Below are 25,833 nucleotides of genomic sequence, written 5' to 3' on the forward strand. Positions count from 1 at the left end.
CTTCGCCTATCCATACATCATTACCTACCACCAGCTTCCAGGGGAAATGGATATTCACCCTTGGCTTGATGTTTACCCCAGAACCCACCTTCGCTCCAAAGAATCGCAGCAGGGAACACTTTATACTACTTGGCCAGGGAAATGCGGATAAAAAGAAGATCATTTTGGTAAAATACCAGCAGATCTCTTTTATTTTGCCTGCCCCCCTGTCCAACCCAACGGTCGAGTCAAAGTTTCCCAGCTTTACTTTTGAGCGGTTCAGTTCTTCTTTCATTACAGCTCTATATCTTTTTTTAATTTTTCTTCTTCAATCAGGCGCAGCGCGATCACTATTTCTACCATTGTCCGCTGCAGCACATAATGCCATCCCCTCCAGCCATTAAATATCAATCCCTTGATGAATAGTGAATAAAAGAACACCATAAAGGGGGCAAGTATTTTTGTTTTGCGGATCTTACCGCTCAATGGCAGCGGTCCATTGGTATGGTGGGTCAGTTTCTCACATTCCTTTACTGAGTAACCATCCTGATTACTCAACCATCTGCTCAAAGACTTACGGTCGTCATGTAAAATAAAAGAACTATAGTTTCCCTGTTCACCCTTTAGCAATAAACGGTGGGCATGGCCATCATTAAAATAACTTCCGGCTTCCTTTCTGAACAGTACCGGGCGCGGCGTTGTATTATCTTTCAGTAAGGGTTTGCCAAAAACCATAAATTTAAAGCTGGTGGCATACGCTGCTTTGTTACCTGTAGTTACATATTTTTTGGTTTCCGCAATAAAGTCGTCTGTAAGCACATAATCAGCATCAAGACTGAGTACCCATTCACAATCCAGCAATCCCAACCCGTAATTACACTGGCTGGCAAAGGAATCAAAAGGACGCTGCACTACCACCGTATTACTGAAAGAAGCAGCTATATCAAGAGTAGCATCAGTGCTGTAACTATCTACAATCACCACCTTTTCCAGCCAGCTAAGTTTCTCCAGCACCCTTTTTAAATTAGGTTCTTCATTCTTTGTCAGAATTAAAGCCTGCAGTACAGTTGATTTGATGAGTTCCATGCTCTATATATTAGTATCGTTTATAACCTCCTGATAGTGTTCCATGTACTGGGCTATCAGGACCTTCTCAGAAAAGTTTTCTTCAATAATCCTTCTGCCAGAATCTTCAATCCATTTCCTTTTCTCCACATCATTTTTAGCCATGTCAATCTTCGCTGTTACATCTTTAGTACTCAGGGAAGATACCCAGCCAAGCTGGTGGTCAGCAACAAAGGCAGAAAGAGCTACTTCCTGTGACAATAATACCGGGGTGCCCATGTGCAGCGATTCAACTACCACATTCGCAAAATTTTCATTCATTGAAGTCAGCACAAAAAGATCAGCATTCATCAGGATATCAAATTTTGTCTCGCGGTTCACCCATCCCAACCATTCCACCTTGTTTTCAATCTTCAGATCTCTCACCAGTCGTTTCAGTTTTTTTACATAATCTTTATCACCAGAGCCTGCTATTTGCAGCAATACTGGAAAATTCACATCTCTCAGTGCGTGCAGGAGGATCTCAATTCCTTTTTTATGGTGTAAGCGCGACATGAAGATCATGGTGAAAACATCATTTTCCTTTTTAATGACCGGCACATCAGGCAATGTCACATTATTTGCGATCATGAATCCTCTCCAACCCGGGATCACCTTTTTGCATTCTATCACCTCGGCTTCAGCAGTTGCATGGAACCAGGATTTCCTCAGTGCCCATCTTCCCACAAAATCGTGGATCAGCTTCTTTTTCTTTACATGGCCGGAGTTAAAGATGTATGGACTAAGCATTCCCCTGGGCGATACTATAACTTTAGCCCCCCTCACATGACAAATACAAGCAGCCACAATCACCAGGAAACTCCACCAGGATTGAATGTTGACAATATCATATGACTTTACGTTCTTCCATAGGTGTACCCATAATCCGAGTGATATATGCGTATGGTCTTTTGTTTCCCTTTTGAAATAAGTCACATTTACCCCATCCACATCGATTACTTTACCAGGTTCAACTTCCAGTTCTACCTTGCCGTTTGCAGTGGTAGTGTATACATCTACCGTATTCCCTGCTTTAGCCAGGCCCTGGCATAACTTTGAAACTGATTCAATCGGTCCGCCATAAATATATGCCGGTTTATAAGAGGGTACAATGTGCAGTATCTTCATATTCTAATTAGCTTTATCTTTAAATACATCTATGTAGATGCGTTCAATCGCATCAAGAGCGTCTGCGGCTTTAAATTTTTGTATATTCTCTATTCCTTTTGTCACAGCTTCCTGCCTTTCAATGTCAGTCAGGCTTACAGCCTTGTTTACTACGGCCGCAGCATCAGCGGCCCATTGTTTAATTTTCTCTTTCTCAAAGGGCTTCCTTGCAATCAGGAAAGCCGCGTCACCAGCTACTTCCAGCATGGGGTTTTCCCCTGTAGTCACTACCAGTGTCCCCGATGCCATAGCCTCAGCTATCGGCCATCCGAATCCTTCAGCGATAGATGGGAAAATAAATACTGTTGCGCCTGAGTAAGCCTGCCTTACAGTATCATCCTGCACTCCAGTTAAAAAGTGGATTTCATTTTTGTACGGTGAGCGTTCATATCTTTCTTTAAGCGCAGCTGAAGGTGCTTCCCCTATCAGTAATAGTGGGAGCGATAAACCATAACGTTCCCTCCACTGGTCGTAAATTTCTATGATCCCAATCCTGTTTTTGTACCACTGGTTACCTCCTACATGCAGCAGATAACCTGCTTCAAGGTTTATTCCCAATTTTGCTGTCAATGCTGATCTCGACTCTGCCGGGGAGGCCAGCTGATACGAAGGATTTAATCCATTATAGACCATTTCAGAGCGCAGCGGCGGATTGAGAAGAAACTCTGCCAGATCAGTCCTTGTTTTCTCTGATACGGATATAAAGTTCTTTCCCTTTCTGTAACCCCGGCGGATAAATTCCTGGTATTTCTGACCACTTGCAGAGGTCACATTTTCAGGAATTTCTCCCAATGCAGAGCGCTGGGCCAAAAAATCATGGCAATGGATTACATGTGGCTGATCAGCGATCAATGGCACATAAGGGCCAAGTGCGTTATCCGCTACAACATACAAGACTTTTTCCTGCTGTTTTTTCACTCTTTGCTTCACCTGCCGCGGAAAAACAAGATACTGATCCATGTATCCCAGCCACTTTTTAACTTTGGTTACAGGTATATTCGAGAAATATGCCTCAGGGCTCCAAACCTCTACCTTATGCCCGCGGGCTTCCATTCCCTGCGCAAGCATATTGACGAAGCGGGGCATGCTCTGCGAGCCTAAGAAAGACGGATGGGCAAAAAACACTATCTTCATCGTATATATTTATATTTTGTTAAACCTACAGCAGCAGCTGCAACAGTTGTATCATTGGTATCTTCGGTGTTTTTTTCTGATGATTTTGCCTTGCTGAACGAAGCAAACAGTAACCCTCCTATTAGCGTACTGAATCCCAGAGAAGTAGGCTGTGCCCATTGTCCCTGTGGGATAACAAGCAATGCGAAGCTTAGCAACATCCATGGAAGAAGGTCACCCCTGAGCATTTGACGGTAACCAAATATGAAAAGCTTCAGGGACAGTCCGAGCCTGACTAAAATAACCCCTATTCCCATGATTGCGCCCATTTCTCCAATAACCCGGCCCCATTCCTCTTCTGAGATCAGAAATTTTGTTCCACCTGTCAGCAAATTACTTCCCACATTGGTGCCCATTCCGATTCCAAAGCCAAAAAACGGCTGTTCAGTCGAATTGGACAGGGCAGAGCCTAATCCCCCGAAATACCTGTCACCCAATACACCTTTAACTCCGCCTTCAGATTCGTTCGCGCCTGTCAGCCTTTCTGTAAAAGCTTCAGTTGCAGTTTGAAAAAATGTTATTTGGCTGAGTATAGCTAGTGCAACGACAAGGATAAATCCAGTAGTAATAACCTTACCTGTATTCTTCCCGTTGAGCAGCGTAGCAGAAACCGCAAACATAAGCGCTACACCAATACTAAAAAACAGAGTCCTGCTAATGGATAGTGGGATTGCAGCAATAATTGCCAGTGTAGCGACAATCAGTACAGTTCTGTTAATTCCCTGGTTCAACCAGAAGTAGACTACCATACTTGCGGCAAGCGAGAAAAAGGACACCAGACCATTTGTAAATGAAAATGTTCCCGGAGGACGAAAGAAACCCATTGCGCCAGAAAATCCCCCTCCTTCTAAATTTCCCCCAACACCCCTGTTCACGAATGAGCTTTGCGGACTATAAAACTGCATTGCAATGAGCACTGCCATGGGGATGGCAATCCAGACTATTGTCCTTGCTATCTGCAGCACATCATCCCTGTCAAATGCTCTACCTATAGCAAACATCAGCGGGAAATGGATCAGTAGTATCCTGGCACCATAAATTGCAACGGCGATATTTCCATGACCAAACAGCAGGGCCGTAAATATGCCCAATGTGCCAAGAATCACCATAACCTTGAGGTAAATAGAATCGGGCATTTTACCCTGTTCCCATACTTTAAAAATAATCCATAAAGCCAAAGGATCACGGATCAGCAAAATAGGCGTAGCTAATCCTGGAAGTACCCATTTCCTCAATGCGCCTTCAAAAATCAGTAGTAAGAAATAAGCCCAGATGGCTTTCTTGAGCTGACTTTTGCCTTCCTTTGTTTTCATCATTATATAGCTCTCCTTATAGCGGCCGTCAACTGCTGTCCATATTTCTCCCATGGCCGTTGTTTAGCGCGTTCCATGGCTGCTTTACCGGCAGCAATAATTGTTTCCGGCTTTGTAATCAGTTCTTCAATTTGCTTTTGTAATGCCTCTGTAGATCCGGCTTCAATGATCCAACCATCTTTACCATGTGTAATCAGGTCAGGCCCCGCTGTTCGGTCTGTAGTAATTACTGGTGTGCCCTGTGACATCGCTTCTGTAATAACCAATCCAAACCCTTCAAACAGTGATGGAAAAACAAATACATCATGACTTCTCATCAACTCAAGAATTTCATGATGAGAGCGGCTTGGGATCCAGTGATGTTCTTTCAGCGCAACATCCAATGCCGGGCATTCTACACTCATCTTCATGCCTACTACAGTCAATTCAACACTATCACCTATATTTTTTACCGCAGCAAACAGATCGGCAATACCCTTTCTCTGCGAAAGGCCACCTACGAAAAGTAGTTTCAAAGGCCTGTTATGCGCAAGAGAATATTCCCTGTCTTCAACTACAGGAGGAAAGCCGTACGGGATCACTTCTACAGGCGCCAGTTTTCCAGGATAATCGTTTAGTGTTTTTGCAGTAAAACTGCTTGCAACAAATATCCTTTCCGCCAGTCTGAGTTCCTCGTCTTTACGGTCCAGCTTTCTTTGAGAGTCCCTGAACCCCACTAATGTTGATGCATATTCCGGCCAGCGTTCTTTTTCTGCGGTTAGCAGGTTTCTTGCAGACCTCCAGTATCCGATGGGCAAGTCATAAAGACACTCCATGCCAAGTTTCTTTGCTGCAATGAAAGTCTCTACAGCACCGTCTTCGTAACAATATACCGCATCGATCTTATGTTTCCTGTTTTCTGAATTTAAAATCGCGGCAGTAGCTTTATCAAGATCTTCATAGATTTTGTCTACACTGGCAAATCCGGTTTCATGTGCCACTGCGTTTTTAAATCCCAGCTTGGGCAGCACATTCCGTAATACCTCCAGCATCGGCCTGCTACGGATTAGTCCGTAACTCAGAGGGTAAGATCTTCTGATCAGCTCCTTACTTACTCTTTCCGGCAAAAGCTTTAGCAGGTAATGATCCGGGTTTATAGCCAGTGTGGTACTGAAAAAAGCCAAAACACCAGCATCTTGGAAAGAAGACATGACGGCTCTTACATTACGGTTACCTGTTGGATGTGTTACGGCAATTTTCATTTTTTCTCAGCATTTATTTGATCTATCCTATCAACCAGGCGCGGTTAGCGGCAAGGAACTCACAGGGATCATAAGTCAGGTTTTCAGTTCTTTTTTTTGAAATCGGCACAGCGGGTACCCCTACTACGATAGCACTGGGGGCAACATCTCTGCTTACTACAGCTCTTGCACCTACCACAGCACCTCTTCCAATAGTTACTCCTGGCAATATCATTGCGCCCGTACCAATCCAGGCATAATCTTCAATTGTTATTTTTCCCTTTACATGTTTCCATTCCGGGTCCATCACATCATGAGAGGCCGTCAAAATCTCCACACCATCATTGACGCAGACTTTGTTTCCGATAACTACTTCATCATGTAAGGCGATGGTAACTCGCCCTAAAAAGGACTGACTTCCAATTGTCAGGTTACTCTTGCGGCCGTCCACCTTTATTTTCCCCAGTTCAGCTCTGCCATCTATCCTAGCTCCTTTACTCACCAGCAGCTGCCGCTTCAAATTCATTACTATCAGCGAGGGCAGCAACAATATCCTTTTTGCCCAACTTTTGAAGAAAGGCCTGGAGCCAAAAGGAAACTTAGCCCGGTGTGTAAATAAATAGTGTAAACTCGCCATATCAACTGCTTATCAATAAATTATTAACAAATTGTTCTGCAACAATGCTTAACGTGGGCATGTAGCTAAAGTCAGGCTTCTGCTCAAAAAACGCAGCCAAGCCTCCCACTTCATATTCACTAATCCCATAAGGATTATCTGCTGTCTTTATCCCTTCGGCATTCCATTCGCGGGATACACATAATAAGTGAATCCCATGCGCACGCATTGCAGCTACAGATCCACTTTTCTCTACTAATGCTACAGGCGTTGTGAAAAACCCAAAATCATATGTGCTCAGAATTTCTGATACGCGTTCTGCGCTTTGTTCGCCCATCTGTGTGATAGTCAAACCAGCGCTCTGCCATTCCTTCACCCATCGTTCCTGTTCTTTACCATTTCTGCCTACTATCACAAGTTCAATCTCAAGCGCATGGTTATCTGCATATTTCTTGGCTTCCTTCGCCAGCTGGCTAATTGGCCCGCCCACGTGAATACCGCCGAAAACTACAATACTGATCTTATTTTCAATCTTAATCCCTCTGCTGATCTTGGCTTTGATCTGTTCAGGGTCAACTACCTGAATATTAGAGAACAGCGGTAGCAGCTCTGCGCTACTGCCAATTCTTTCCAGCTGTTTTTTATACAGATCAGACTGGGTATGGATCACTTTTGGTTGTATTTTCCTGATCATTGATTTGATCAGCAGCAGCTGCACTTTTCCCCAGACGGTTTCTTTTCTGCTGGCTTCAGCAGACATGCCCACCCAGAGTTCATGAAACATGATCTGCCATTTTCTGCCGTTTCCGGCAGCCTTTAATTTACTGGCGAGACCAAATGTGAGGCCTTTCGGATGAAACGAAAACGCAACAAACTGAAGGCTTATCCATTCGGGATTAAAAGAATCTATGAAAACCCTTAATAAGGCCATCCTGTCTTCCTCTGCCAGATTTGATGGCAGCCTCAGTACAGAAAGCGCTTCCGGCCCCTGCAACCCACTGTTCTGCATTTCAGAAATATGACCGTCATTGATTCCCGCAGCGGCAATATGATGCCCCTGACGAATAAGTTCAGCACTTAAACATCTTACGTAATCTCCAACACCATCTCGTCCCGGCTCTAATGAGCCGCAAAGGAAAATAATCTTCATTTTTGATCTACAGTTATCACTTTCTTTCTCCAATTTTTCTGGCAGGTATCCCTGCCCATATTTCTCTGGGTAGTATTGATTTAGTTACCACCGCGCCGGCAGCCACTATTGCTCCTTCACCTATATCTACCCCTTTTAGCACTACAGCGTTACAACCAATCCAAACATCCTTCCCGATCGTGATCGGTTTGCCGTTTCCTGGCTGCCTGTTCATCGGGATGCCCAGTTCATAGCCATGGTCATGGTCTATAAATCTGCTGCCCGATGCAATCAGGGCATCATCTCCAATGGTAATCCCGTGGTTGATATTAAACTCACAACCTGTTCCCAGGAAGATTTTATCCCCCAAAACAATAGAGGGGCCTTTCTTCCAGATGCCATCGTATTTAAAGTATACCTGGTGTTCCAGCAGGCAGTTGGCGCCAATCAGCACCTGGTGCGGCCAGGTCACGTAAATCTTTGGCAGTACCGTTCCTGCTCCAACCTTCATTCCCTGAAACTGGTACCAGATTTTCCGCAGCAGTCCCATTGCTTTCGCTTTGTAGCGAAACCGCAGGATAAAGGCACTTTGTTGTATCAGGTAACTCATTGGAACTTTCTAAAATATTCAGCACTATAATTTAAATCCTGTCTTCGTTCTTTGATCACCTTTGCAGGCATCCCGGCTACTACTGCGTACGGAGGAACGTCCTTCGTTACAGTTGCACCTGCAGCAACGATTGCCCCTTTACCAATGGTCAGGCCCGGCAGGATCATCGCCCTGGTACCCACAAAAGCATAATCTTCAATCACTACTTCCCTGTTCCGGCCGCCAAAATCAGCGAGGCTCATGTCATGATCCGCAGTGAGGATAATTACCCCCTGAGAGATCCCTACGTTATCACCTATTTTGATTCCGCCCCTTGTATCCAGCCTGCATCCGGCATTTACTACCGAGTGGTTTCCTATAGAAAAGCTGCGTGTACAATCGAATGTACAGTGTAAAAACACCGTGCTGCCATTTCCAATATGAAAGCCCATAACCTTCCTGTAGAACCATCCCCTTAGCCTGTGACTTGGGAAGCGGGAGATAAGTTCATTACAGATATAGATCCTGAAGTCTGATAATAGTGGGTTCGCCATAGCTTATACCTTTTCTTCCGACCAAAAGCGGTCCTTTATTGTTTTTAAATCAAACTGACCGGAGGCCAGTTTCTTTGCATTTGCGGAGAATGTATTTTCTCCTTTTATGATTTCAAGTATTTTTTCTTTCAATTCTGTTTTATCAAGTGATGTGGCAGTAGCTCCTGCATTGTATTCCCTGATCAAATTGCAGGCTGCTGCATCCCCTGGCCCATGATAAAGTATAGTCCCGGCCCCACCCAGGTAACTGATCAGCTTAGTAGATAAGCTGTATAGATAAAAATCAGGCACATTAAACTTGATCGGCAAATAAAGAATATCAGCTGCATCCAGTTCGGCCTTCACCTGTGCGTCTGTCACAAAATCCTGGCGGTAATCTACTTCAAAAGACCTATTGTTCAGAAAGTCGAGCTTCTGAGTACCCCGAAGTACCAACTTGACAGCTGTGCCATCTGCTGAAAGCGATTCCAGTGCATCAGCCAAAGTTGCAAACAGAGGAATATATTCCAGGTGAAGCAGTCCTGCAAAATAAACTGTTAAAGGAGATCCTGCAGTTGTTTTCGGCGCAGAGATTTCATCGGTTGCCACACCATCGGTAATCAGTTCAAAAGGTTTGTCACCAAACAGGCGTTGGTATTCAATGCCCATTTCCCTGGATATCATCAATCGTCTTACCGAGCGGTTCCACAACTTACTGGTATCTTCAAACGTGCTGCAGGTAGAGAAATGGTCATGGAATGAGACCCACAGAGGTGTAGCAGAGAATGCTTCGTCACAAAAAATCGTGCAGTATGGCCCATGGTTAACTGTATGGATCACCTCAAAATCTAATGAAGAAGCTGCTTTACGTACATCCCTGACGATACGCTCCAAAAAAAACACCTCTCTCAGCCAAATGGCAAGGTTTCTTAGGCGCCATCTCATCCATGGACGCTGTAATGGAAATACAGGAACAGCTACTTCCTTGATCAGGCCAGTTCTGTCGGTGCCCGGATGTGTTTTAAGAAACATAGAAGTAACCTGATGCTCACGCCCCTCAAAGAGTCTCCTTAACACCCGGCCTGCGCCGCCGTGCTGATAAACAGAATTATATTGGAAGGATAAAATTTTCGTCATCATCTTATTTAATCTGTTATACCTTTAATGTCATTTAGTCCGGATATCTCCTTTTGAAAGTACTGTCTGTTGGCTTTTAACCATTCAATATCTTTATTCCACCAGGCCAATCCTTTCAATGATTTTATGGTATCGGCATCGTGCCTGTACCTTATCACTTTCGCAGGTATCCCGCCTGCAATTGCATAATCTTCCACATCATGCAACACCACGGCACCTGCAGCAATGATAGCTCCGTCACCTACAGTTACCCCGTCTTTAATAAAGACGTTAGCGCCAATCCACACATCATTTCCAAGCTTTATTTCATCATACTCCTCGTAGATCGCTTTTCCACTTTCATTCAGTTCCGTATAAAAAAAGGGACTGGAGCTGATAAAGTTGTGCGGATGTGATCCCAGCCCACATTTAAACCCTGGGCCTATGGAACAGAATTTTCCGATGCTGATATTATTGACCATTGAAAAGTCTGCTACATAACTGTGTATTCCTATGCTGCAGTTGCCTACAACACAATTTTTTCCAATCTTATTCCCCTTCAGGGAAGAGTTGGTCACTATTGAAAAATCGTATATTTTGCTATGCTCATCTATGGTCGAATTGTGGATACTTACATTCCCATATATTTCAACTCCATGATGTGACACATTGCTGTTTTTAATCACTATCCCGCTACCTCTTAACACACTTGCATGTTTAAGATAAGTAGCCATCTCCCAGAAGATCTTTTTCAGTTTTCTAATCATGGGCTTTCACTGGGGTTTTAGACATTTTGAAGAGTGCATAAACCAGATGCATCAGCAACTGCAGCGTTCCTACAAAAATGTTAAATACAATAACCGATCTCAGCGAGTTAAAGTCAGTTACACTGATACCGATCACAAGAAAAATGATATTTAAACTTATAGATATTACCGGGTTCATTACCCATCCGCGGCTGGAGTACACCTGGAATAACACTCCCGATATCATTGCCAGACAGGTACTTACTATATTCAATACAAGTTCAACCTTAAGCCCCGAATACTTTTTACCCAGCAGCCATAAGATCTGGTCAGAAAACAACCAGGCGCCTGCTGTAATGAACAGCGACAGCAGCATTGAACAAAAGAAGATGATAAACAGGTTTTTGATCAGACTTGCACGCTCTTCCTTAAGTTTGGCAAACCTGGGGATTACCAGTGTAGTGAATATCGAAGAAAACAGATTTATCAGCAAGGATATCCGGCTGATAGCGCCGATTTCAGCAATGGACTGCACAGAACTATAGAGTGAAATCAGCCAGATTGTAATTTGCCCTGACAAACAATAGTATATAATTTCGGGCATGCTCCTTTTCACAATCCTGAACATTCCGTCCTGCACCTTTTGATCATGCGGCTGTCCTGCATCCGCGTACTGGTTGGAAATTTTTCTCAGTTTGAAATTTGCCCATATCCGCGGAATACCATTTGCCAGCAAAATAATGGTTACCCATGGAAGCGTAAACAAAGAAATCACGATAAATCCAAACCTCGAAAGATTGTACATTATTTGATTTTTTTGCAAAGCCACGATATTCTGGTTCAGTTTTAACGGTATTTCCAACAGACTGTCAGTTAATCCGGCCAGGATGGCGGGCAATATAGAAACAGCGATTAAAACTGCTGTGAGCACACTTGCCCCATTGTGCAGGAGCAGGTAAATCACTATAGGTATTCCTATACCTATACTTCCTATTGCCAACCTGTTTCGCAATCTGATAGCAGTCGATATAACAGTTCCCAGTTCCTTCCTGTCATTCCACACCTTACCCCCAAATGCTAAAGTACCAGTTCCGATTCCGCCATCAGACAACAGAACAATAGTAGAAAGCATCGTATTTGCTATTGTATAGTAGGCAAATTGATCTGTAGGCAGCATTCTTATGATCATGATGCCGCTCAGCAATCCAGTAAGTTGTACAACGATTTGTCCGCCGCCTGTAACCGCTACAAGTTTACTCCACTCAAAAACCCTGGTGAACTTTTTATCTGTATATAAGCGCTGGATATTTGCAAACATAAATTAGGATTAACGCTTTGTAAACTTTGAAAAGAACCCTTTCTTTTCCTCTTCCAATCCGTAACCGTAGCCATAGCCGTAGCCATAAGCGCCTTCCTGTTTTACATCATTCAGCAGGATAGCAGTATTGTTCATCTTACGGTTGGTATAAATCTCCTGCGGAATAGACATCTGGTCTCTCATTGTATAACCCTGACGTACTATATATAGGGTAAGGTCTGCGTATTTACCCAGCAACTGCGCATCAGTAACCATTCCTATCGGTGGCGCATCAATGATTACATAATCGAATTTATTTTTCAGTACTGCCATCAGGTCATCCATACGGGAGTTCAAAATGATTTCAGTTGGATTAGGCGGAATGTTTCCGGAACTGATAATGAACAGATTTTCATGTGTTCCTGAACTTTTAATAATACTGTCTGCAGTAAGCTCGGTTGTCACAATATAATTCGTAAAACCGAAATCATTTTTGAGGTTTAGTTTATTTGATAAATTTGGCTTTCTTAAATCCATTTCCATCACTACTACCTTCTTACCTGATATCGCAAGAACTGTTGCGAGATTAAGTGATATAAATGATTTTCCCTCTCCAGACATGCTGGAAGTCAGGAGCACCGTTTTGTCAGTGTCCTTCATAAAGAATCCAAGGTTCGTTCGCAGCGCCCTGAACTGTTCAGAAATTGGCGTCCTTGATCCCTGTTCAACAACAATAGTTTCCAGTGCCACAGGGCTCTTGCCAATTTCACCGATAATAGGTACGTTGGTATTTGACGTGACATCCTCTTTGGAATTGATCTTGTTGTTCAACCTGTCGCCGATAAAAATGATCCCGATCGGAATCAGGATACCCATAAATATACCGTAACCGAGAATATTGGCCCTTACAGGACTCACCGCCCCCATAGTCAGAGGAGGTTCGATTACTGAACAGTTAGAGATATTTGAAGTTTTCGATATAGCTGTTTCTTCCTTTTTGGTAAGCAGATAAACGTATAACTCCTGTTTGATCTGCTGTTGTCTTGCCAGATCAAGATAGGTGCGCTCAACTGCGGGAACCTTTTTTACCTGTCCTGCCAGCTCACCGGAGCGCGACTGAATCTTATTTTTAGATATCTCCAGTGATTTCCTCAATCCCTTTAGGCTCGTCAGCATGTCTGATTTTGCACCTGCAATCTGGTTGTTCAGGTTTTGCATGTAAGGGTTATCTTCAGTTTTGCTGATGCTGCTTCTTTCTTTTTCCAATACGATAAGGTTATACCTTTCCACGAGGGAAGCAAAACCCGGATCTTCAAGCAGTGCACCACTTGGAATAATCCTTTCATTTACACCCGAGCTTGTGAGGTAATTTTCTACCGAATTCAGAATACTCAACTGCGTTTGTATTTTCGATTCCTGCTCAATATTATCACCTGTTGAGGTGACCAGCAAACCGGATTGTGCAGTAATGTCAGCAATCTTATTTCTTTGTTTAAATGACTGGACATTACCTTCAATACTTCCCAGTTCCTGGCTTACATAGATTAACCTGTTATCAATAAATGCGATGGTACTGTCTGCAACTTTGTTTTTATCCAGTATATTTCCATCAATATAACTTTGAATCAGTTTATTCAGTACGTCCTCAGAATACTCAGGAACCTGATCGGTTAAACTTAAAGAGATAATTTCGGCCTGTTTAATTGGAATAGCCACATCCAGTTTTTTGATCAGACCAGCAACAGTTTGTCTGACAGTGTTTACTTTCACTTCATAAACCACATCTTTTTCCGGTTCAGTTAACCCTTTCTCTATCTGTACTCTTCCCAACCCAGGAATGATAAAGGGCTGGAAGTAATTTACCTGTTTATTATAATTGTCATTCGATAAGGTGATTTTGGTCCCATTTAGCCTTACCTCCAGTGTAATTGGCTGTATACTATCCGGAGAGCCCAGGATAGTCAATTTAAATGGCGCAAACTTGTAAAGGTTAACTGATCTTATCTGGCCCTTATGAAAATAGCTGACGTAAGATTTCAGGTCCTTTACTACTTTACTCATCAGGTGAGTTGTTTTCAGGATCTCGGCCTCTCCTTCAAGAGAACTGCTGGCCCCCAGCTGTCCGCCAAGTGCTTTAGCTATTGCATCATCGCCAACAGAAGCTTTATCATCACTTTTGATTAAAATTCTGGAAGTAGTGAAATACAGAGGTGTTGCATATCTTAAATAAGCAAGGGATAACGCTGTACAAACAACCAGGGATAAAACCAACCAATACCAGTTGCGGAGCATCTTAGCTGCAAGCTGTTTAAAGTTGATTTTATTTTTTTCTACAAAGACATCTTCTTGTGGAGGCATATACTATACTTTATTTGATGGACGACTTAAAATCTTAGCAAAATGGTAGTTATCAGGGTTGCCACACTTATAGCAATTGTAATCAACTGAACCCGGGGAGCATTGTTGGCAGCGCTTTTGGCCTTTGAAGGCTGCACATAAATAATATCATTTTGTTTCAAATAATAATATTGGGATGCCATCAGGCTGGATGAATTGAGATCAAGCCTCACCACATCTTTATGATCACCATTTTCTCTCATTAACAGTATGTTTTCCCTTTTACCGTAAATTGTCAGGTCTCCTGCCATAGAAATCGCGTCCAGTACTGTCACTTTTTTATAGGGCACGGTATAGGTAGAAGGACGGGTAACCTCTCCAAGAATCGTGATCTTATAATTGGCAAACCTGACCTGTACGGTTGGGTCTTTATAATATTTTGCAGCACTTTTCCGTACCAGTTCCCTGGCCTGATTAGTTGTCAGTCCGGCAAGCTTCAGTGGCCCGATCATAGGGATTTCAACATTTCCATCCTCATCTACAAGAAATCCTGTGGCAACTGCCCCCTGCTGAGATGATGATTTGTCTTCAGTAGAACTGCTGCTTGAACTTGTTGAAGATGTCGACTGGTTAAGTCCCGGAGGAGCATCAATATCCAAAGTTTGAATATTGATACTGAGTATATCATCAGTCTGTATCAGCGGCTCTTTAAATTTGGCCACCGGAATACTGTTCACTTTAGTGGAATCAAGATCCGAAAAGTAGATAACGTTCTGAGGGGTTCCGCATGAAGAGATCAATACGATAAAGGAAAAGGCCAATAGATAGAATAAGCCACTTTTTTTGTACAAGTTATTCATAAATGAATATCGGATTATAGATTAGGGAAATGGACTGTTGGAGAAAATAAGCTATAAAGAGTCTACCCATTTGCGAGAGCAGAATGTTAGATGAGACACATCTATGAATGTCAGATATTGAGCAGTGAAGCTTTGTTATTATATTTCTTTGTCTTAATAATGAGAACATTAATAATTTGTTAAGTAAATCAAAAAACAGCACATCAGGTCACGATAAACTATAAAAAAATATTTAAGCAAGATAATATTTTTTCTAAAAAACAAAGAAAAGAAACGAATAATTAGCTGTTATCTTTCAATTATCTTTATGTTAAAATCAGGGAGCATATCCCACTCCTGACAAATATTATTCAAAATGCATTGTAATACGCCTAAAGTGGCGTTCTTGCTTATAAAACGCGTTTATTTGTCTAATATTATATCAAATTCGTTACAATATAAGCTTATTAATGAAAAAATTCATACGTAGAGATGCTTTACTTCCAAAAATATTCCAAATACGTGTTAAAAATTAAAAAAATCTCACTTCAGTTCAGGCAACTAAAATTCTAAATAACAGCTCAATTTAATTAAGCATAATAAATAAGAATCTGCACAAATTATCTAATTAAGCTTAAATATTAAATAATACGACAGGCCAATTATTGGTCAATGTATCAATTATAATACCAATTTTATTCCGGCAAGTGCTAAACAATCGTTTTAGCACAACTAAAGATAACTATAAATCACTGTTTTTCAAATGGCTGCTGCAGTGTTAGTGTTATTTTTACAATATGTAATTTTAACCGTCAGACTTCAGCGTTAATACATTGAAAAAAATGAGTAGCAGTCGATGTTCATATTCCTGTACTATTTCCAAAACAATTCCGTTTTTTAAACAGTATCCAAAAAAAACAAGCCAAAACTTAAATTTAAGGGCTAAAATTGAGCTTTGATCGCTAATTCAATGGTATTATTCCTATTCATCAGCGCGAAAGGGTAATCTAAAAATATGTTCAGAATCTCAATAAATCGAATGTAGGCAACATTAATAATTTATCCCTTTAAATATTTATCTTTACCTACAACTATTTTACAATTAGCACTTAACCCAGTTTTTATGCCTGAGATAAATTTAGCCGCAGAACCTCATCCTACAGTTGTCAAAATACCTAACACCAATCTACGTCAGGCCATGCCTGATATTTTAAAAGTGCTTGCAATACTATCTGTTGTTTACATCCATGGCTCCTCACTTATTACCTATTCGGAATCAGGATTCGATCTAAACGCTCCTGTTATGCAGCTTGCAGAACGGGCGCTAAGATTCTGTGTTCCTATATTCATATTTCTTTGGGCTTACTTTATGGAGAAGTCTGTTATCAAACGCGGCAGAGAGAGCGTAATGCCAAAGTTCTACAGCTTATTTGTTCCTTATCTGTTCTGGTCAGTTGTTTATTTCCTGCTTCTGGCAGATTTCAGACACTTAGGTATCGCCGCAATTGTTACCAAACATTTCTCAGGCTATGGATGGTCCGGGCAGTACTATTTCATCATCCTTTTCCAATTGGTACTATTATTTCCATTGATTACCACCGTTAGTCAAAAGCTAATAAAATACGTACCCTGGATATTTATCTGTGGTATACTATTTTATGCCGGTCTTTCTTATTCTGGCTGGTTTCATGTGAGTGCCATCAGTAAAATAAATGACAGGGTATTTATCTACTGGCTGCCCTATGCAATCCTTGGCATTATCTATGCGCACAGAAACATTTTCAGCTTTCAGCTGCCATTATATGCAGGCATCATCTTACTGGCAATAATTCCAGCAGAGATCTACTGGCTGCATCCTCAGCAGGTGTCGCTATACCTCATACCCGGAGTATTCATCTCTACCATGCTACTGGCAGGCACACTCGAGAATAAAATCGACTATGAATCTCTTCCGGCAGCCCTTGCAAAAACTGTTAGCATGATTGCCAGAAACACACTTGGCATCTTCTGCTTAAATCCATTAGTATACATCACACTTCTTCCGGTATTGAATACCATGAATATCCATCTGCAATTCCCGGGCGCTTCGGTTGTCATTCCTGTTTTTTCAACGCTTTTGATAACCTCAATCTGCTTACTTATCATTAACCTGCTTAAAGCATTAAAGCTGGGATTCCTGGTTGCTAATTAGGGCTGCTGAACATAGCTGCCCAAGCAGAAGCGGTTGTCTTTCGTGCTTCGTATATTTAATAGCTTATGAACGAAATTGGTTTTAATTCTTCAGGCTTTCAATTGCCTGGCTGCATCTGCATGGTTACGGGAAATTAGTCAACAAACTTATTGATTTACAGAATTCTTCCAAATCCATTGTTAAATCTGTAATATCAAAATAGCAAATCCCTTGTATACAAAAAATCCTGACCAGCTGTACCGGTCAGGATTTCTATTTCTTATTCGAAGTTGTTGAGGGTCTTGAAACCTCCAAGTCTTAAATATTCGTCTTTTTTCATCAGTTGCAAGTCAGACTTAACCATGTCCTGCACCAATAAAGGCAAGTCGTATTTAGGTTCCCAGCCCAGCTGAGTTTTAGATTTTGTAGGATCTCCCAACAATAAATCTACCTCTGTAGGACGGAAATATGCCGGGTCAACTTTAACTACTGTAGCACCTATTGCAAGGTCAGCTACATTCAGTCCCAGTTCAGCAACAACATTCTGATCAATCGCAGCAACAACACCACTTTCTTCAGCGCCTTCTCCTTTGAATTCTACAGTAATACCAAGTTCCGCAAAACTCATTTTCACAAAGTCTCTAACTGTAGTTGTAATACCAGTAGCAATAACATAGTCTTCTGCTTTATCCTGTTGCAGGATCAACCACATGGCTTCGATATAATCTTTTGCATGTCCCCAGTCGCGTTTTGCCGAAAGGTTACCCAGGTAAAGACATTTTTGCAGACCAAGAGAGATCTTAGCTGCAGCACGTGTGATTTTACGTGTTACAAAAGTCTCTCCCCTTAAAGGACTTTCGTGGTTAAAAAGGATTCCGTTGCAGGCAAACATATTGTATGCCTCTCTGTAGTTTACTGTGATCCAGTAACCGTAAATTTTAGCTACCGCATATGGTGAACGTGGGTAGAATGGGGTAGTTTCACTTTGAGGTACAGCTTGTACCAAACCATATAACTCAGAAGTTGAAGCCTGATAGATACGTGTTTTTTTCTCCAGACCTAAGATTCTCACTGCTTCCAGTAATCTCAGGGTACCGATACCATCCGCATTAGCAGTGTATTCAGGCGTATCAAAACTCACTTTAACGTGGCTCATCGCAGCAAGGTTATAGATTTCGTCCGGCTGTGTTTCCTGGATGATACGGATCAGGTTTGTAGAATCCGTAAGGTCACCAAAATGAAGTTTAAAATTCACTCCGTTTTCATGCTGATCCTGATAAAGGTGATCTATACGGTCTGTGTTGAACATCGAAGATCTTCTTTTTACACCATGTACAAAATATCCTTTTTTTAATAAGAACTCTGCTAAATAGGCTCCATCCTGGCCTGTAACTCCTGTAATTAGGGCAACTTTCATTGATTAATGTTTATGAGTTTATAATTAGATTATTATAATAATATGTTTTAAGCGAAACTCTCTCCGCAATCAATTACGATCGCTTTTGAAACTTCCTTGATTTCCTGTTCGTTTGCTTTAGGATAAATCAGCAGAACTTTACCGTCATCCACTACAATGAAGTTATCCAGTCCTTTAATTACCGCTACCTTATCCTTAGGGATCTGGATCATACAGTTGGTTGTTTCCGAAAAGTTAAGGGTATGGCCGGAAAACGCATTGTTGTGTTCGTCCTTCTCTACCACGTCATACAATGATGCCCAGGTTCCCAGATCAGACCATCCAAAGTCTCCCGGAATTGTATACACATTTTCTGCTTTTTCCATAATTGCATAATCAATGGAAATATTTTCAGATAAAGGATAATTGTCCTGAATAAAGGATCCTTCCTCCGGTGTATTGTACACGTCCTCTCCTTTTTCAAACAGATTGTATATAGACGGAGAATGGATGGCAAGGGCAGACAAAATGGCCTTTGCACTCCAGATAAAAATTCCTGCATTCCAAAGGTAGTCACCGCTGGCTACAAATTCCTGAGCTTTCTCCAGGTTAGGTTTTTCCAGAAAGCGGATCACTTTATGCAAACCTTCCACTTCGGCTTTTTCATAATTGATATAGCCATACCCCGTATCGGGGCGTGTTGGGGTAATTCCCAGTGTTACCAATGCATCCTGTTCCCCTATAAATGAAAGAGCCTGATTAATCTTTTCCAGAAAAACAGGCTCGTTTAAGATCAGATGGTCAGAAGGTGCTACCACTATCCTGGCATCAGGATTTAACTGGCGGATCTTGAAAGAGGCGTAGGCAATACATGGCGCAGTATTGTTGCGGCTCGGCTCAGCTATGATATTGGCTAAAGGAAGATCCGGTAGCTGCGTGGATACCAGGTCCGAATACTGCTCGTTGGAAAGGATATATATATTATCCTTTGAGCAAACATGAAGAAAGCGTTCATAAGTCAATTGTAACAGGGATTTTCCCATCCCCATGATGTCAATAAACTGTTTAGGAAAGCTATTCCTGCTTTTAGGCCAAAATCTGCTGCCTACACCACCCGCCATAATCAGGACATAGGTGTTTTCTAATGAGGTGTCATTCATTCGCTTATATTCTTTTATAATAATTAAAAAGCACAGGTCCCTTTTCAAGGGCTAAATTTTCAATATGTCAGAACAACACCAATCTCGGTCATAGTGTACATAATACACTGCCAATCAAATAACGCACCAATGTAACAATTTCGTATATATTTTCCAAAAAATAAATGTTCTATAGCAGAAACGAATGAAATTAATGCATTACAGCGGTTTTAAGAACATCAATCTGCTTTACACAAAAATGGAGTGCGCTATTTACACAAAGCTATAATTTTTATTGTATAAAAGAAAGCTTTTAGCAATGTTCAAACCTGACCTGATTTCGCGAATATTATCCTGAGTGCATTTTATTACCCTTAAACAATCTATATTTTATAATTACAATCACGAACTGTCTCCATAAGAACATAAGATAAACTAAGTGAAAGTAGACAACTTTTAGCTCTTTTATTAATCACGGTATTGTATATTTGTCTAAAGAAACAAATTAAACCGTAAACAAACAACAGCATGAGCCGCATCTCGATAATGTTACAAAATTAACCCTGATCATGAACCCTTAAATACCATCAAATTGATAAACGCTACTCAAAATTCGATGTCTGACGATTCACAGCCACTGTGGGTCAAAGCTGAAAAGGTATATTTGAGATGTCCTAAATGTAAAGTCGGGCATCTGGACCGCAGGGTCCCCCGGGACTTCTTTGTAAAACATCTGCTTTTCTGGATGGATATAAAGAGGTACAGATGCAATAACTGCTGGGCTAAAGTCTATATTAGAAAAAAGGCGGGAACACAAAAAAAAATCGAACCGACACAATAGCTATCTAATCCGCTTTAATCCATACAGAATTGCCGTGAACTTCAAAATTCATTGAAGTAACCTGATCAAGCTCCAAACCCCACTCCTCAAGCGTCGCAATCACAAGTTCAGCTTCATGAAATGATTTTCCCTGATCCAGCAAATAATGCAGTGCGTTCTCTTTTGTAAAACCAGCGTCCCGTGCTTCGGCCATGGCAAATCCCTGATGTGATGAAGTACCTGAATTCAGCAAACCATTGAATTTAGCAGAGATCAGATCTTTGAAACGGAGGATGTATCCCGAAGTAGTCATGATAATATTCATAGAAGCAGGAATTAGCGAAGATTTATAAAAATTATTTTTTTTTTAAAATAAAACGTACAACTGGTATGACTACAGGTAAAGATACAAAAGTGTAGACTTATTTCCTCGTTATTTTTCACATTCTTTTGGTACACAAATAAGTGATTTTTTTTCAGAAACGCTATCAAATCTATATCAATAATAAGGCCGCTAATCCAAAGTACAAAATTCATGACAATTTCCATGGGTCAAATGACACATGAAATAATTTGAAAGAAATTTGGTTAACAAACCAGACAACCCCAATTTGTAGCGTGTGGGGAATTGAGTACACTAGTTATCCTAAATAACATAAAATACTGTCGTGCCAAACTTTAATTTTAGCTAAAACACTAATTTTCAAGGGTTTTAGGTAGCATCACGGTAAATTATTGGTGTCTTTTTTGCATAACAGTTTTCATCAAACCTACTCATCATGAATAACATCAAACCCACAGGATTCGATTATAACCTGTATACAGGGATCTTGAATGATCTGTCATATACAAAAAAGACTGTGATAAATACTATTAATCAGTATTCCTACTGTATTGCCGAAAATGATCCTACTTTCAAAAAGGCATTACAGGATTCGGAAGTACTGCTTCCGGATGGAGATGGTATTGTGATCGCAGAACGAATCCTGACAGGGAAAAAAATAAAGAAGATATCCGGAGCCCAGCTTCACGACCATTTCCTCAGCATGCTGGCCAAGAAAAAAGGGCGGTGTTTTTATCTTGGATCATCACCTTCAACTTTGGCTAAGATCAAAGCTAATTTGGATAAACAGTATCCGGAAATTCAGGCTGGATTTTACTCACCACCCTTCAAAACTGAATTTACCGAGCAGGACAATCAGGATATGATCAACGCCATCAACGACTTTGCTCCTGAAGTTTTGTTTATAGGACTTACTGCACCAAAGCAGGAGAAATGGTCGCACGACCATAAGGAAGCCATCAATGCTAAAGTAATTTGTGCAATAGGTGCGGTGTTCGACTTCTATGCCGGTACTGTTAAACGACCAAGCACAATGATGATCAATATGAAAATGGAGTGGCTGGGAAGATTAGTGAGCGAGCCAAAAAGAATGTGGCGCAGGTATCTCTACTTTGGGCCAATCTATTTATACCACATCCTTAAACGTAAACTCGATAGCGGTGATCCCATCCCATTACTGGAAGAAAAAAAACTCAGCAACGAATTCAAAGTAAGAAAGGCATCATGAACAGCCGGTATACCAATCTTTACAGGATTTTTTTTCTCCTGTCAGATCTGATAGCACTTAACGTGATTTTTCTGTTTTTACTGTCCCGTCTGGATGCACTTCCGGCGGCCGACATGAAAAACTACACCATACTGTATATGGCCAGCAATGCCGTATGGCTGGTATGGTCATACGTAACGGCAACCTACGTGATCTACAAAAATGTAAAGCTTAAACTGATCACCCGACGGACAGCAGCCTCATTGTTTCTGTTTTGCCTCTCTGCGGTAGCCTTCGCAGTCTTTGTGAATTTTAAGTACGATTGGTTTTTTATCGCCTGTCTCCTGTTTGGATTTGCTACTTTCATTCTGATCAGCCGCCTGCTGCTGATCTCCTATGTCTTATACACCCGCACAAACAGCCGGTTCTACACCAATGTAGTGATCATCGGCTGCAATGAAATATCCAGGTCGCTGATCGGCATGATTTACAATCATGAACGCAATGTCAGGATCCAGGGCTATTTCGATTACAATGCAGCAGATTTCAACCACCAGGATTATCCCTTTCTGGGCGATATCAAAGACTGCCTCGACTTCTCAGTCGCCAATCAGATCTCAGAAATTTACTGTACCCTGTCTCCAGAGAGTTCTGCTGAGCTATACCAGCTGGCCGAAGACGCAGAGAAAAACTTTATCCGTTTTCGCTTTGTACCGGATCTGCGCAAATTTATTGACCGCAAAGTACATGTCGACTTCATAGACCACATGCCTGTGCTTTCGCTCCGGGCCGAGCCCATGGAATACGCTACTGCCCAGGTAAAAAAAAGGGTATTTGATGTGGTCCTCAGCCTGATAATTTCTATCCTGCTGTTATCATGGCTGTTGCCGATCCTGGCGGTAATTATCAAACTTGATTCAAAAGGACCTGTGTTTTTTACCCAGAAACGCAGCGGCAAGAACAACAAAGAATTCTCATGCCTTAAACTACGCAGCCTAAAAGCGCATAACAATGCTGATGGCGCGGTTGTTCAGGTTACAAAAAATGATGACCGTACTACCCGGGTAGGACGTTTCCTGAGGAAATCCAACCTCGATGAGTTACCCCAGTTCCTCAATGTACTTATGGGGGATATGTCCATCGTAGGTTCGAGGCCTCATATGCTCAAACATACAATAGATTTCGCAAACATGGAAAGTGATTACATGGTACGCCATTTGTCTAAACCGGGAGTAACGGGCTGGGCGCAGATCAATGGTCACCGCGGAGAAATTAAACAGCCAGGACAGCTTAAACAGCGTCTGGAGCACGATATCTGGTACATTGAAAACTGGAACGTCTGGCTGGATATCAGAATTATATTATTAACCGTTTATGTTACCATCAGGGGCGATAAAAACGCTTACTGATTGTTCAAAACTACCCTATTACCACCTGCCTGTGGATCATTTCTGCCTGGGATAACTGCCTGATACAGCTCAATCAGCTGTGCAGCATTTGTCTCAGGCGAGTATTGACTTTCGTAAGTCTGCCTGGCATTACTTCCAAACCTATTCTTTTCTTCCATGGTCAGGGCATCAAAATACCCTATTTTTTCCCGCAGGTCGTTATCGTCCCCCGCAGTAAAACGCAAACCGTTGAAGCCGTCAGTCACCATATTTTTAATGTTCCCAAGATCCGAGGCAATAACAGGAACGCCATTGGAGAAGGCTTCAATCACCACCATTCCAAACGTTTCATACCATACCGAAGGAAAAATTAATGCAGTAGCAGCTTTTAGAAGCTGATAAACCTGCTCCTGAGACCGGGCACCGCAGAAGCTGATATTTGCGTGGCGGTTGCTGTAATCTTTCACCAGTTCTTCGAGCGGGCCTGTACCTACTATCTTCAGCGCATGGCCCGAAGCTGCAAAAGCTTTTAACAGCACTGGCAGCCCTTTTTCTTCTGTAAGGCGCCCTACATACAGATAATAGGATTGCTTCTGTAGTGCACCAGCAGAGCTCTCAACAGCTGTTTTTACTTTACCTGCCGTACCAATTGGTCCTCCCGCCAAAGAAAAGCAAAAATTAGGCTTCACTACCATACGGCTGGCAAGCTCCCCTAATTTAGAACCTGCAAAAAGATCTTTGGAATGCTGCCCGAGAAGAATAAAGCGGTCTATCTTCTTCCAGGTGCCGAGTTTTTCATGCAAATATGCAGCAGCGGCAATCCAGAACGTAATAGCTTTAGAGTTTTGGTATACCCCTTTCTTAACCGCCTGCCAGGCCATACCTGGTTTAAGCGAATCCAGAAAGAGTTGGTTATCATAATACAGCGAACCGGAAGGGCACAAGAGGCGGTAATTGTGCAGCGTCATCACAATCGGTACCTTCAGCTTTTTAATTGCATAAACTACTGCTGCAGAGCCACTGAAGTGGAGGTTATGGATATGTACCACATCAGGATGAAATTGCTCAACCTTACGCAAAGCAGTTCGGTAAGAGCCCCAATTGAAGGGAACCTGTACTAATTTCGAAAGTGTTGAGCCGCTGTTGCTGAAACTTAACTGCTCTACCTCCATACCGGCAGCACGCAACAGTTTAATCTCATTTGCAACAACGCTATCCTCCCCGCCTTTCAGTTTATAATAGGTATGAACTACCAGTATCTTCATTTAACCGGCCTTTTTTACCCTGTTTGTTACCCGTATAAATTCGTTGATCAGCTTACGCGTAACCAGGGCTTTCAGACCGTAAGGTTTTTTGATCTGTGCCTGCAGCTCCGGAACAATGTAATCTCCCTTACAATAGCTAAAAGTTCTTTTTACCCCTTTATCGATCGGAGTAATCAGGTAATTAATTCCATAAGTATTGGTGGATTCCTCGTCAAAGCCAATGTTACTTACTTTGGAAAGCACCGGGTAAATTACCTTCAGGCGGTTTTCTGCAACATGCGCCTGCAGCTGCACGTCCCAGGTCGAAATCACTCCCGAAATTTGTTTCTTCAGCATTCTCACCAGGTCATAGCCTTCGGCATTCATTCTTTTTTTGAAGCCCGGAGAAGTGTCCATCATATGCTGCAGCTCATCTTTATCCCAGATGACAGTCTTAAAGCGGTCTGCCCATCCTGCCCATCCATAGGAACAAAAACGTTTGTAAACGATGGTATCATATGGGTAAGACTTGTCTTTTTTGATAGGGAAAACGTATGCCGTAATACAGAAAACAGATTTGTCCTTCCTGTAAAAATCCAGGCCGTCCATCAGGTATTTAATGTAGTTCGGCGCTACTACCAGGTCATCTTCAACTACTATAAATTCATCATAGTTCTCGCTCAGAAAGGTTAACCCGGTCTGAAAGTTCGGGCCGGTACTGTAGTTCCGGTCGCGGTAGTGTTTGATAACATTTCTGAAGCCTGTCAGCGAGTCGATATAGGCACGCACTTCCATGATGCCCTGTTTATCGGCCTCTTTCTTATAGCCGTCACTAAAAAATACAATATCCATCGAAGCACATTCAGGATTTTTCAGCAGTGCCTCTATACAGGTTTTTAATTTCGCAGCCCTGTTATAACAAAACACCCCTATGATAATTGATCTTTCCATGCTTATTCTTTTTTAAT

23 protein-coding genes are annotated in these 25,833 nt (G+C 41.9%); 3 read left to right on the forward strand and 20 right to left on the reverse strand.

All coding sequences use genetic code 11. The features are described from left to right. The 15 genes from ABWY16_RS05830 to ABWY16_RS05900 all read right to left on the reverse strand — a co-directional run. Positions 1 to 274 (reverse strand): LbetaH domain-containing protein (locus tag ABWY16_RS05830; RefSeq protein ID WP_502930985.1); only part of this gene is annotated, 274 nt, incomplete at its 3' end. After that, positions 274 to 1,065 carry a glycosyltransferase family 2 protein gene (locus tag ABWY16_RS05835; RefSeq protein ID WP_353903708.1) on the reverse strand — a complete coding sequence of 264 codons (792 nt, stop codon included), beginning with the start codon at positions 1,063 to 1,065 and terminating at the stop codon, positions 274 to 276. The genes ABWY16_RS05835 and ABWY16_RS05830, both read right to left, overlap by 1 nt. Before the next feature lie 3 nt (positions 1,066 to 1,068). Then, entirely contained in the window at positions 1,069 to 2,211 is a 1,143-nt protein-coding gene (locus tag ABWY16_RS05840) for an XrtY-associated glycosyltransferase XYAG1 (protein ID WP_353903709.1), read from the reverse strand. 3 nt (positions 2,212 to 2,214) lie between these two features. Further along, positions 2,215 to 3,384, reverse strand: coding sequence for a glycosyltransferase (locus ABWY16_RS05845; protein ID WP_353903710.1), 1,170 nt, complete (start codon positions 3,382 to 3,384; stop codon positions 2,215 to 2,217). Then, positions 3,381 to 4,790, reverse strand: coding sequence for a hypothetical protein (locus ABWY16_RS05850; protein WP_353903711.1), 1,410 nt, complete (start codon positions 4,788 to 4,790; stop codon positions 3,381 to 3,383). The genes ABWY16_RS05845 and ABWY16_RS05850 overlap by 4 nt, the downstream gene beginning before the upstream one ends. Then, positions 4,739 to 5,977: a glycosyltransferase family 4 protein gene (locus tag ABWY16_RS05855; RefSeq protein WP_353903712.1), complete on the reverse strand. Its 1,239-nt coding sequence runs from the start codon at positions 5,975 to 5,977 to the stop codon at positions 4,739 to 4,741. Before ABWY16_RS05855 ends, ABWY16_RS05850 begins: the two co-directional genes overlap by 52 nt. A 22-nt stretch (positions 5,978 to 5,999) precedes the next feature. Beyond that, entirely contained in the window at positions 6,000 to 6,593 is a 594-nt protein-coding gene (locus ABWY16_RS05860) for an acyltransferase (RefSeq protein ID WP_353903713.1), read from the reverse strand. A gap of 1 nt (position 6,594) precedes the next feature. After that, positions 6,595 to 7,722: a glycosyltransferase family protein gene (locus ABWY16_RS05865; RefSeq protein ID WP_353903714.1), complete on the reverse strand. Its 1,128-nt coding sequence runs from the start codon at positions 7,720 to 7,722 to the stop codon at positions 6,595 to 6,597. Positions 7,723 to 7,738: 16 nt separating this feature from the next. Continuing rightward, a complete protein-coding gene (locus tag ABWY16_RS05870) occupies positions 7,739 to 8,311 on the reverse strand; it encodes an acyltransferase (protein WP_353903715.1) in 573 nt (190 codons plus the stop codon). Further along, positions 8,308 to 8,844, reverse strand: a complete 537-nt coding sequence (locus ABWY16_RS05875; RefSeq protein ID WP_353903716.1) for an acyltransferase — start codon at positions 8,842 to 8,844, stop codon at positions 8,308 to 8,310. The genes ABWY16_RS05870 and ABWY16_RS05875 overlap by 4 nt, the downstream gene beginning before the upstream one ends. 3 nt (positions 8,845 to 8,847) lie before the next feature. Beyond that, the gene (locus ABWY16_RS05880) at positions 8,848 to 9,963 is read right to left on the reverse strand and encodes a glycosyltransferase family protein (protein ID WP_353903717.1); all 1,116 of its coding nucleotides are present in this window, start codon (positions 9,961 to 9,963) and stop codon (positions 8,848 to 8,850) included. Positions 9,964 to 9,968: 5 nt separating this feature from the next. Then, the gene (locus ABWY16_RS05885; protein ID WP_353903718.1) at positions 9,969 to 10,706 is read right to left on the reverse strand and encodes a CatB-related O-acetyltransferase; all 738 of its coding nucleotides are present in this window, start codon (positions 10,704 to 10,706) and stop codon (positions 9,969 to 9,971) included. Then, positions 10,699 to 12,003 carry an MATE family efflux transporter gene (locus ABWY16_RS05890; RefSeq protein ID WP_353903719.1) on the reverse strand — a complete coding sequence of 435 codons (1,305 nt, stop codon included), beginning with the start codon at positions 12,001 to 12,003 and terminating at the stop codon, positions 10,699 to 10,701. The genes ABWY16_RS05885 and ABWY16_RS05890 overlap by 8 nt, the downstream gene beginning before the upstream one ends. A 9-nt stretch (positions 12,004 to 12,012) precedes the next feature. Then, positions 12,013 to 14,340 (reverse strand): GumC family protein, encoded by a 2,328-nt coding sequence (locus tag ABWY16_RS05895; protein ID WP_353903720.1) that lies wholly within the window; start codon positions 14,338 to 14,340, stop codon positions 12,013 to 12,015. 26 nt (positions 14,341 to 14,366) lie between these two features. Beyond that, positions 14,367 to 15,179 (reverse strand): polysaccharide biosynthesis/export family protein, encoded by an 813-nt coding sequence (locus ABWY16_RS05900; RefSeq protein WP_353903721.1) that lies wholly within the window; start codon positions 15,177 to 15,179, stop codon positions 14,367 to 14,369. 1,102 nt (positions 15,180 to 16,281) lie between these two features. On the opposite strand from ABWY16_RS05900, the gene ABWY16_RS05905 reads away from it, so the two are divergent. Then, entirely contained in the window at positions 16,282 to 17,349 is a 1,068-nt protein-coding gene (locus tag ABWY16_RS05905; protein ID WP_353903722.1) for an acyltransferase family protein, read from the forward strand. 259 nt (positions 17,350 to 17,608) lie between these two features. On the opposite strand, the gene gmd is transcribed toward ABWY16_RS05905, so the two are convergent. The 3 genes from gmd to ABWY16_RS05920 all read right to left on the reverse strand — a co-directional run bounded on the left by gmd (position 17,609) and on the right by ABWY16_RS05920 (position 21,008). Then, positions 17,609 to 18,745, reverse strand: a complete 1,137-nt coding sequence (gene gmd / locus ABWY16_RS05910; protein WP_353903723.1) for a GDP-mannose 4,6-dehydratase — start codon at positions 18,743 to 18,745, stop codon at positions 17,609 to 17,611. A 47-nt stretch (positions 18,746 to 18,792) separates the two neighbouring features. After that, positions 18,793 to 19,884, reverse strand: a complete 1,092-nt coding sequence (locus ABWY16_RS05915; RefSeq protein ID WP_353903724.1) for a mannose-1-phosphate guanylyltransferase — start codon at positions 19,882 to 19,884, stop codon at positions 18,793 to 18,795. Positions 19,885 to 20,708: 824 nt separating this feature from the next. Then, positions 20,709 to 21,008, reverse strand: coding sequence for a hypothetical protein (locus tag ABWY16_RS05920; protein WP_353903725.1), 300 nt, complete (start codon positions 21,006 to 21,008; stop codon positions 20,709 to 20,711). A 454-nt stretch (positions 21,009 to 21,462) separates the two neighbouring features. On the opposite strand from ABWY16_RS05920, the gene ABWY16_RS05925 reads away from it, so the two are divergent. Continuing rightward, positions 21,463 to 22,254: a WecB/TagA/CpsF family glycosyltransferase gene (locus ABWY16_RS05925; protein ID WP_353903726.1), complete on the forward strand. Its 792-nt coding sequence runs from the start codon at positions 21,463 to 21,465 to the stop codon at positions 22,252 to 22,254. Then, positions 22,251 to 23,642 carry an exopolysaccharide biosynthesis polyprenyl glycosylphosphotransferase gene (locus tag ABWY16_RS05930; RefSeq protein WP_353903727.1) on the forward strand — a complete coding sequence of 464 codons (1,392 nt, stop codon included), beginning with the start codon at positions 22,251 to 22,253 and terminating at the stop codon, positions 23,640 to 23,642. Before ABWY16_RS05925 ends, ABWY16_RS05930 begins: the two co-directional genes overlap by 4 nt. Here the strand turns inward: ABWY16_RS05930 and ABWY16_RS05935 are convergent. Both ABWY16_RS05935 and ABWY16_RS05940 read right to left on the reverse strand, forming a co-directional pair. Next, positions 23,636 to 24,886, reverse strand: a complete 1,251-nt coding sequence (locus ABWY16_RS05935) for a glycosyltransferase family 4 protein (protein ID WP_353903728.1) — start codon at positions 24,884 to 24,886, stop codon at positions 23,636 to 23,638. The two genes, ABWY16_RS05930 and ABWY16_RS05935, sit on opposite strands and share 7 nt — an antisense overlap. Next, positions 24,887 to 25,816, reverse strand: a complete 930-nt coding sequence (locus ABWY16_RS05940; protein WP_353903729.1) for a glycosyltransferase — start codon at positions 25,814 to 25,816, stop codon at positions 24,887 to 24,889. Between the last annotated feature and the right edge of the window lie 17 nt (positions 25,817 to 25,833).

The sequence above is a fragment of the Pedobacter sp. genome (assembly GCF_040513095.1).
In the GTDB taxonomy this organism is placed as follows: domain Bacteria; phylum Bacteroidota; class Bacteroidia; order Sphingobacteriales; family Sphingobacteriaceae; genus Pedobacter.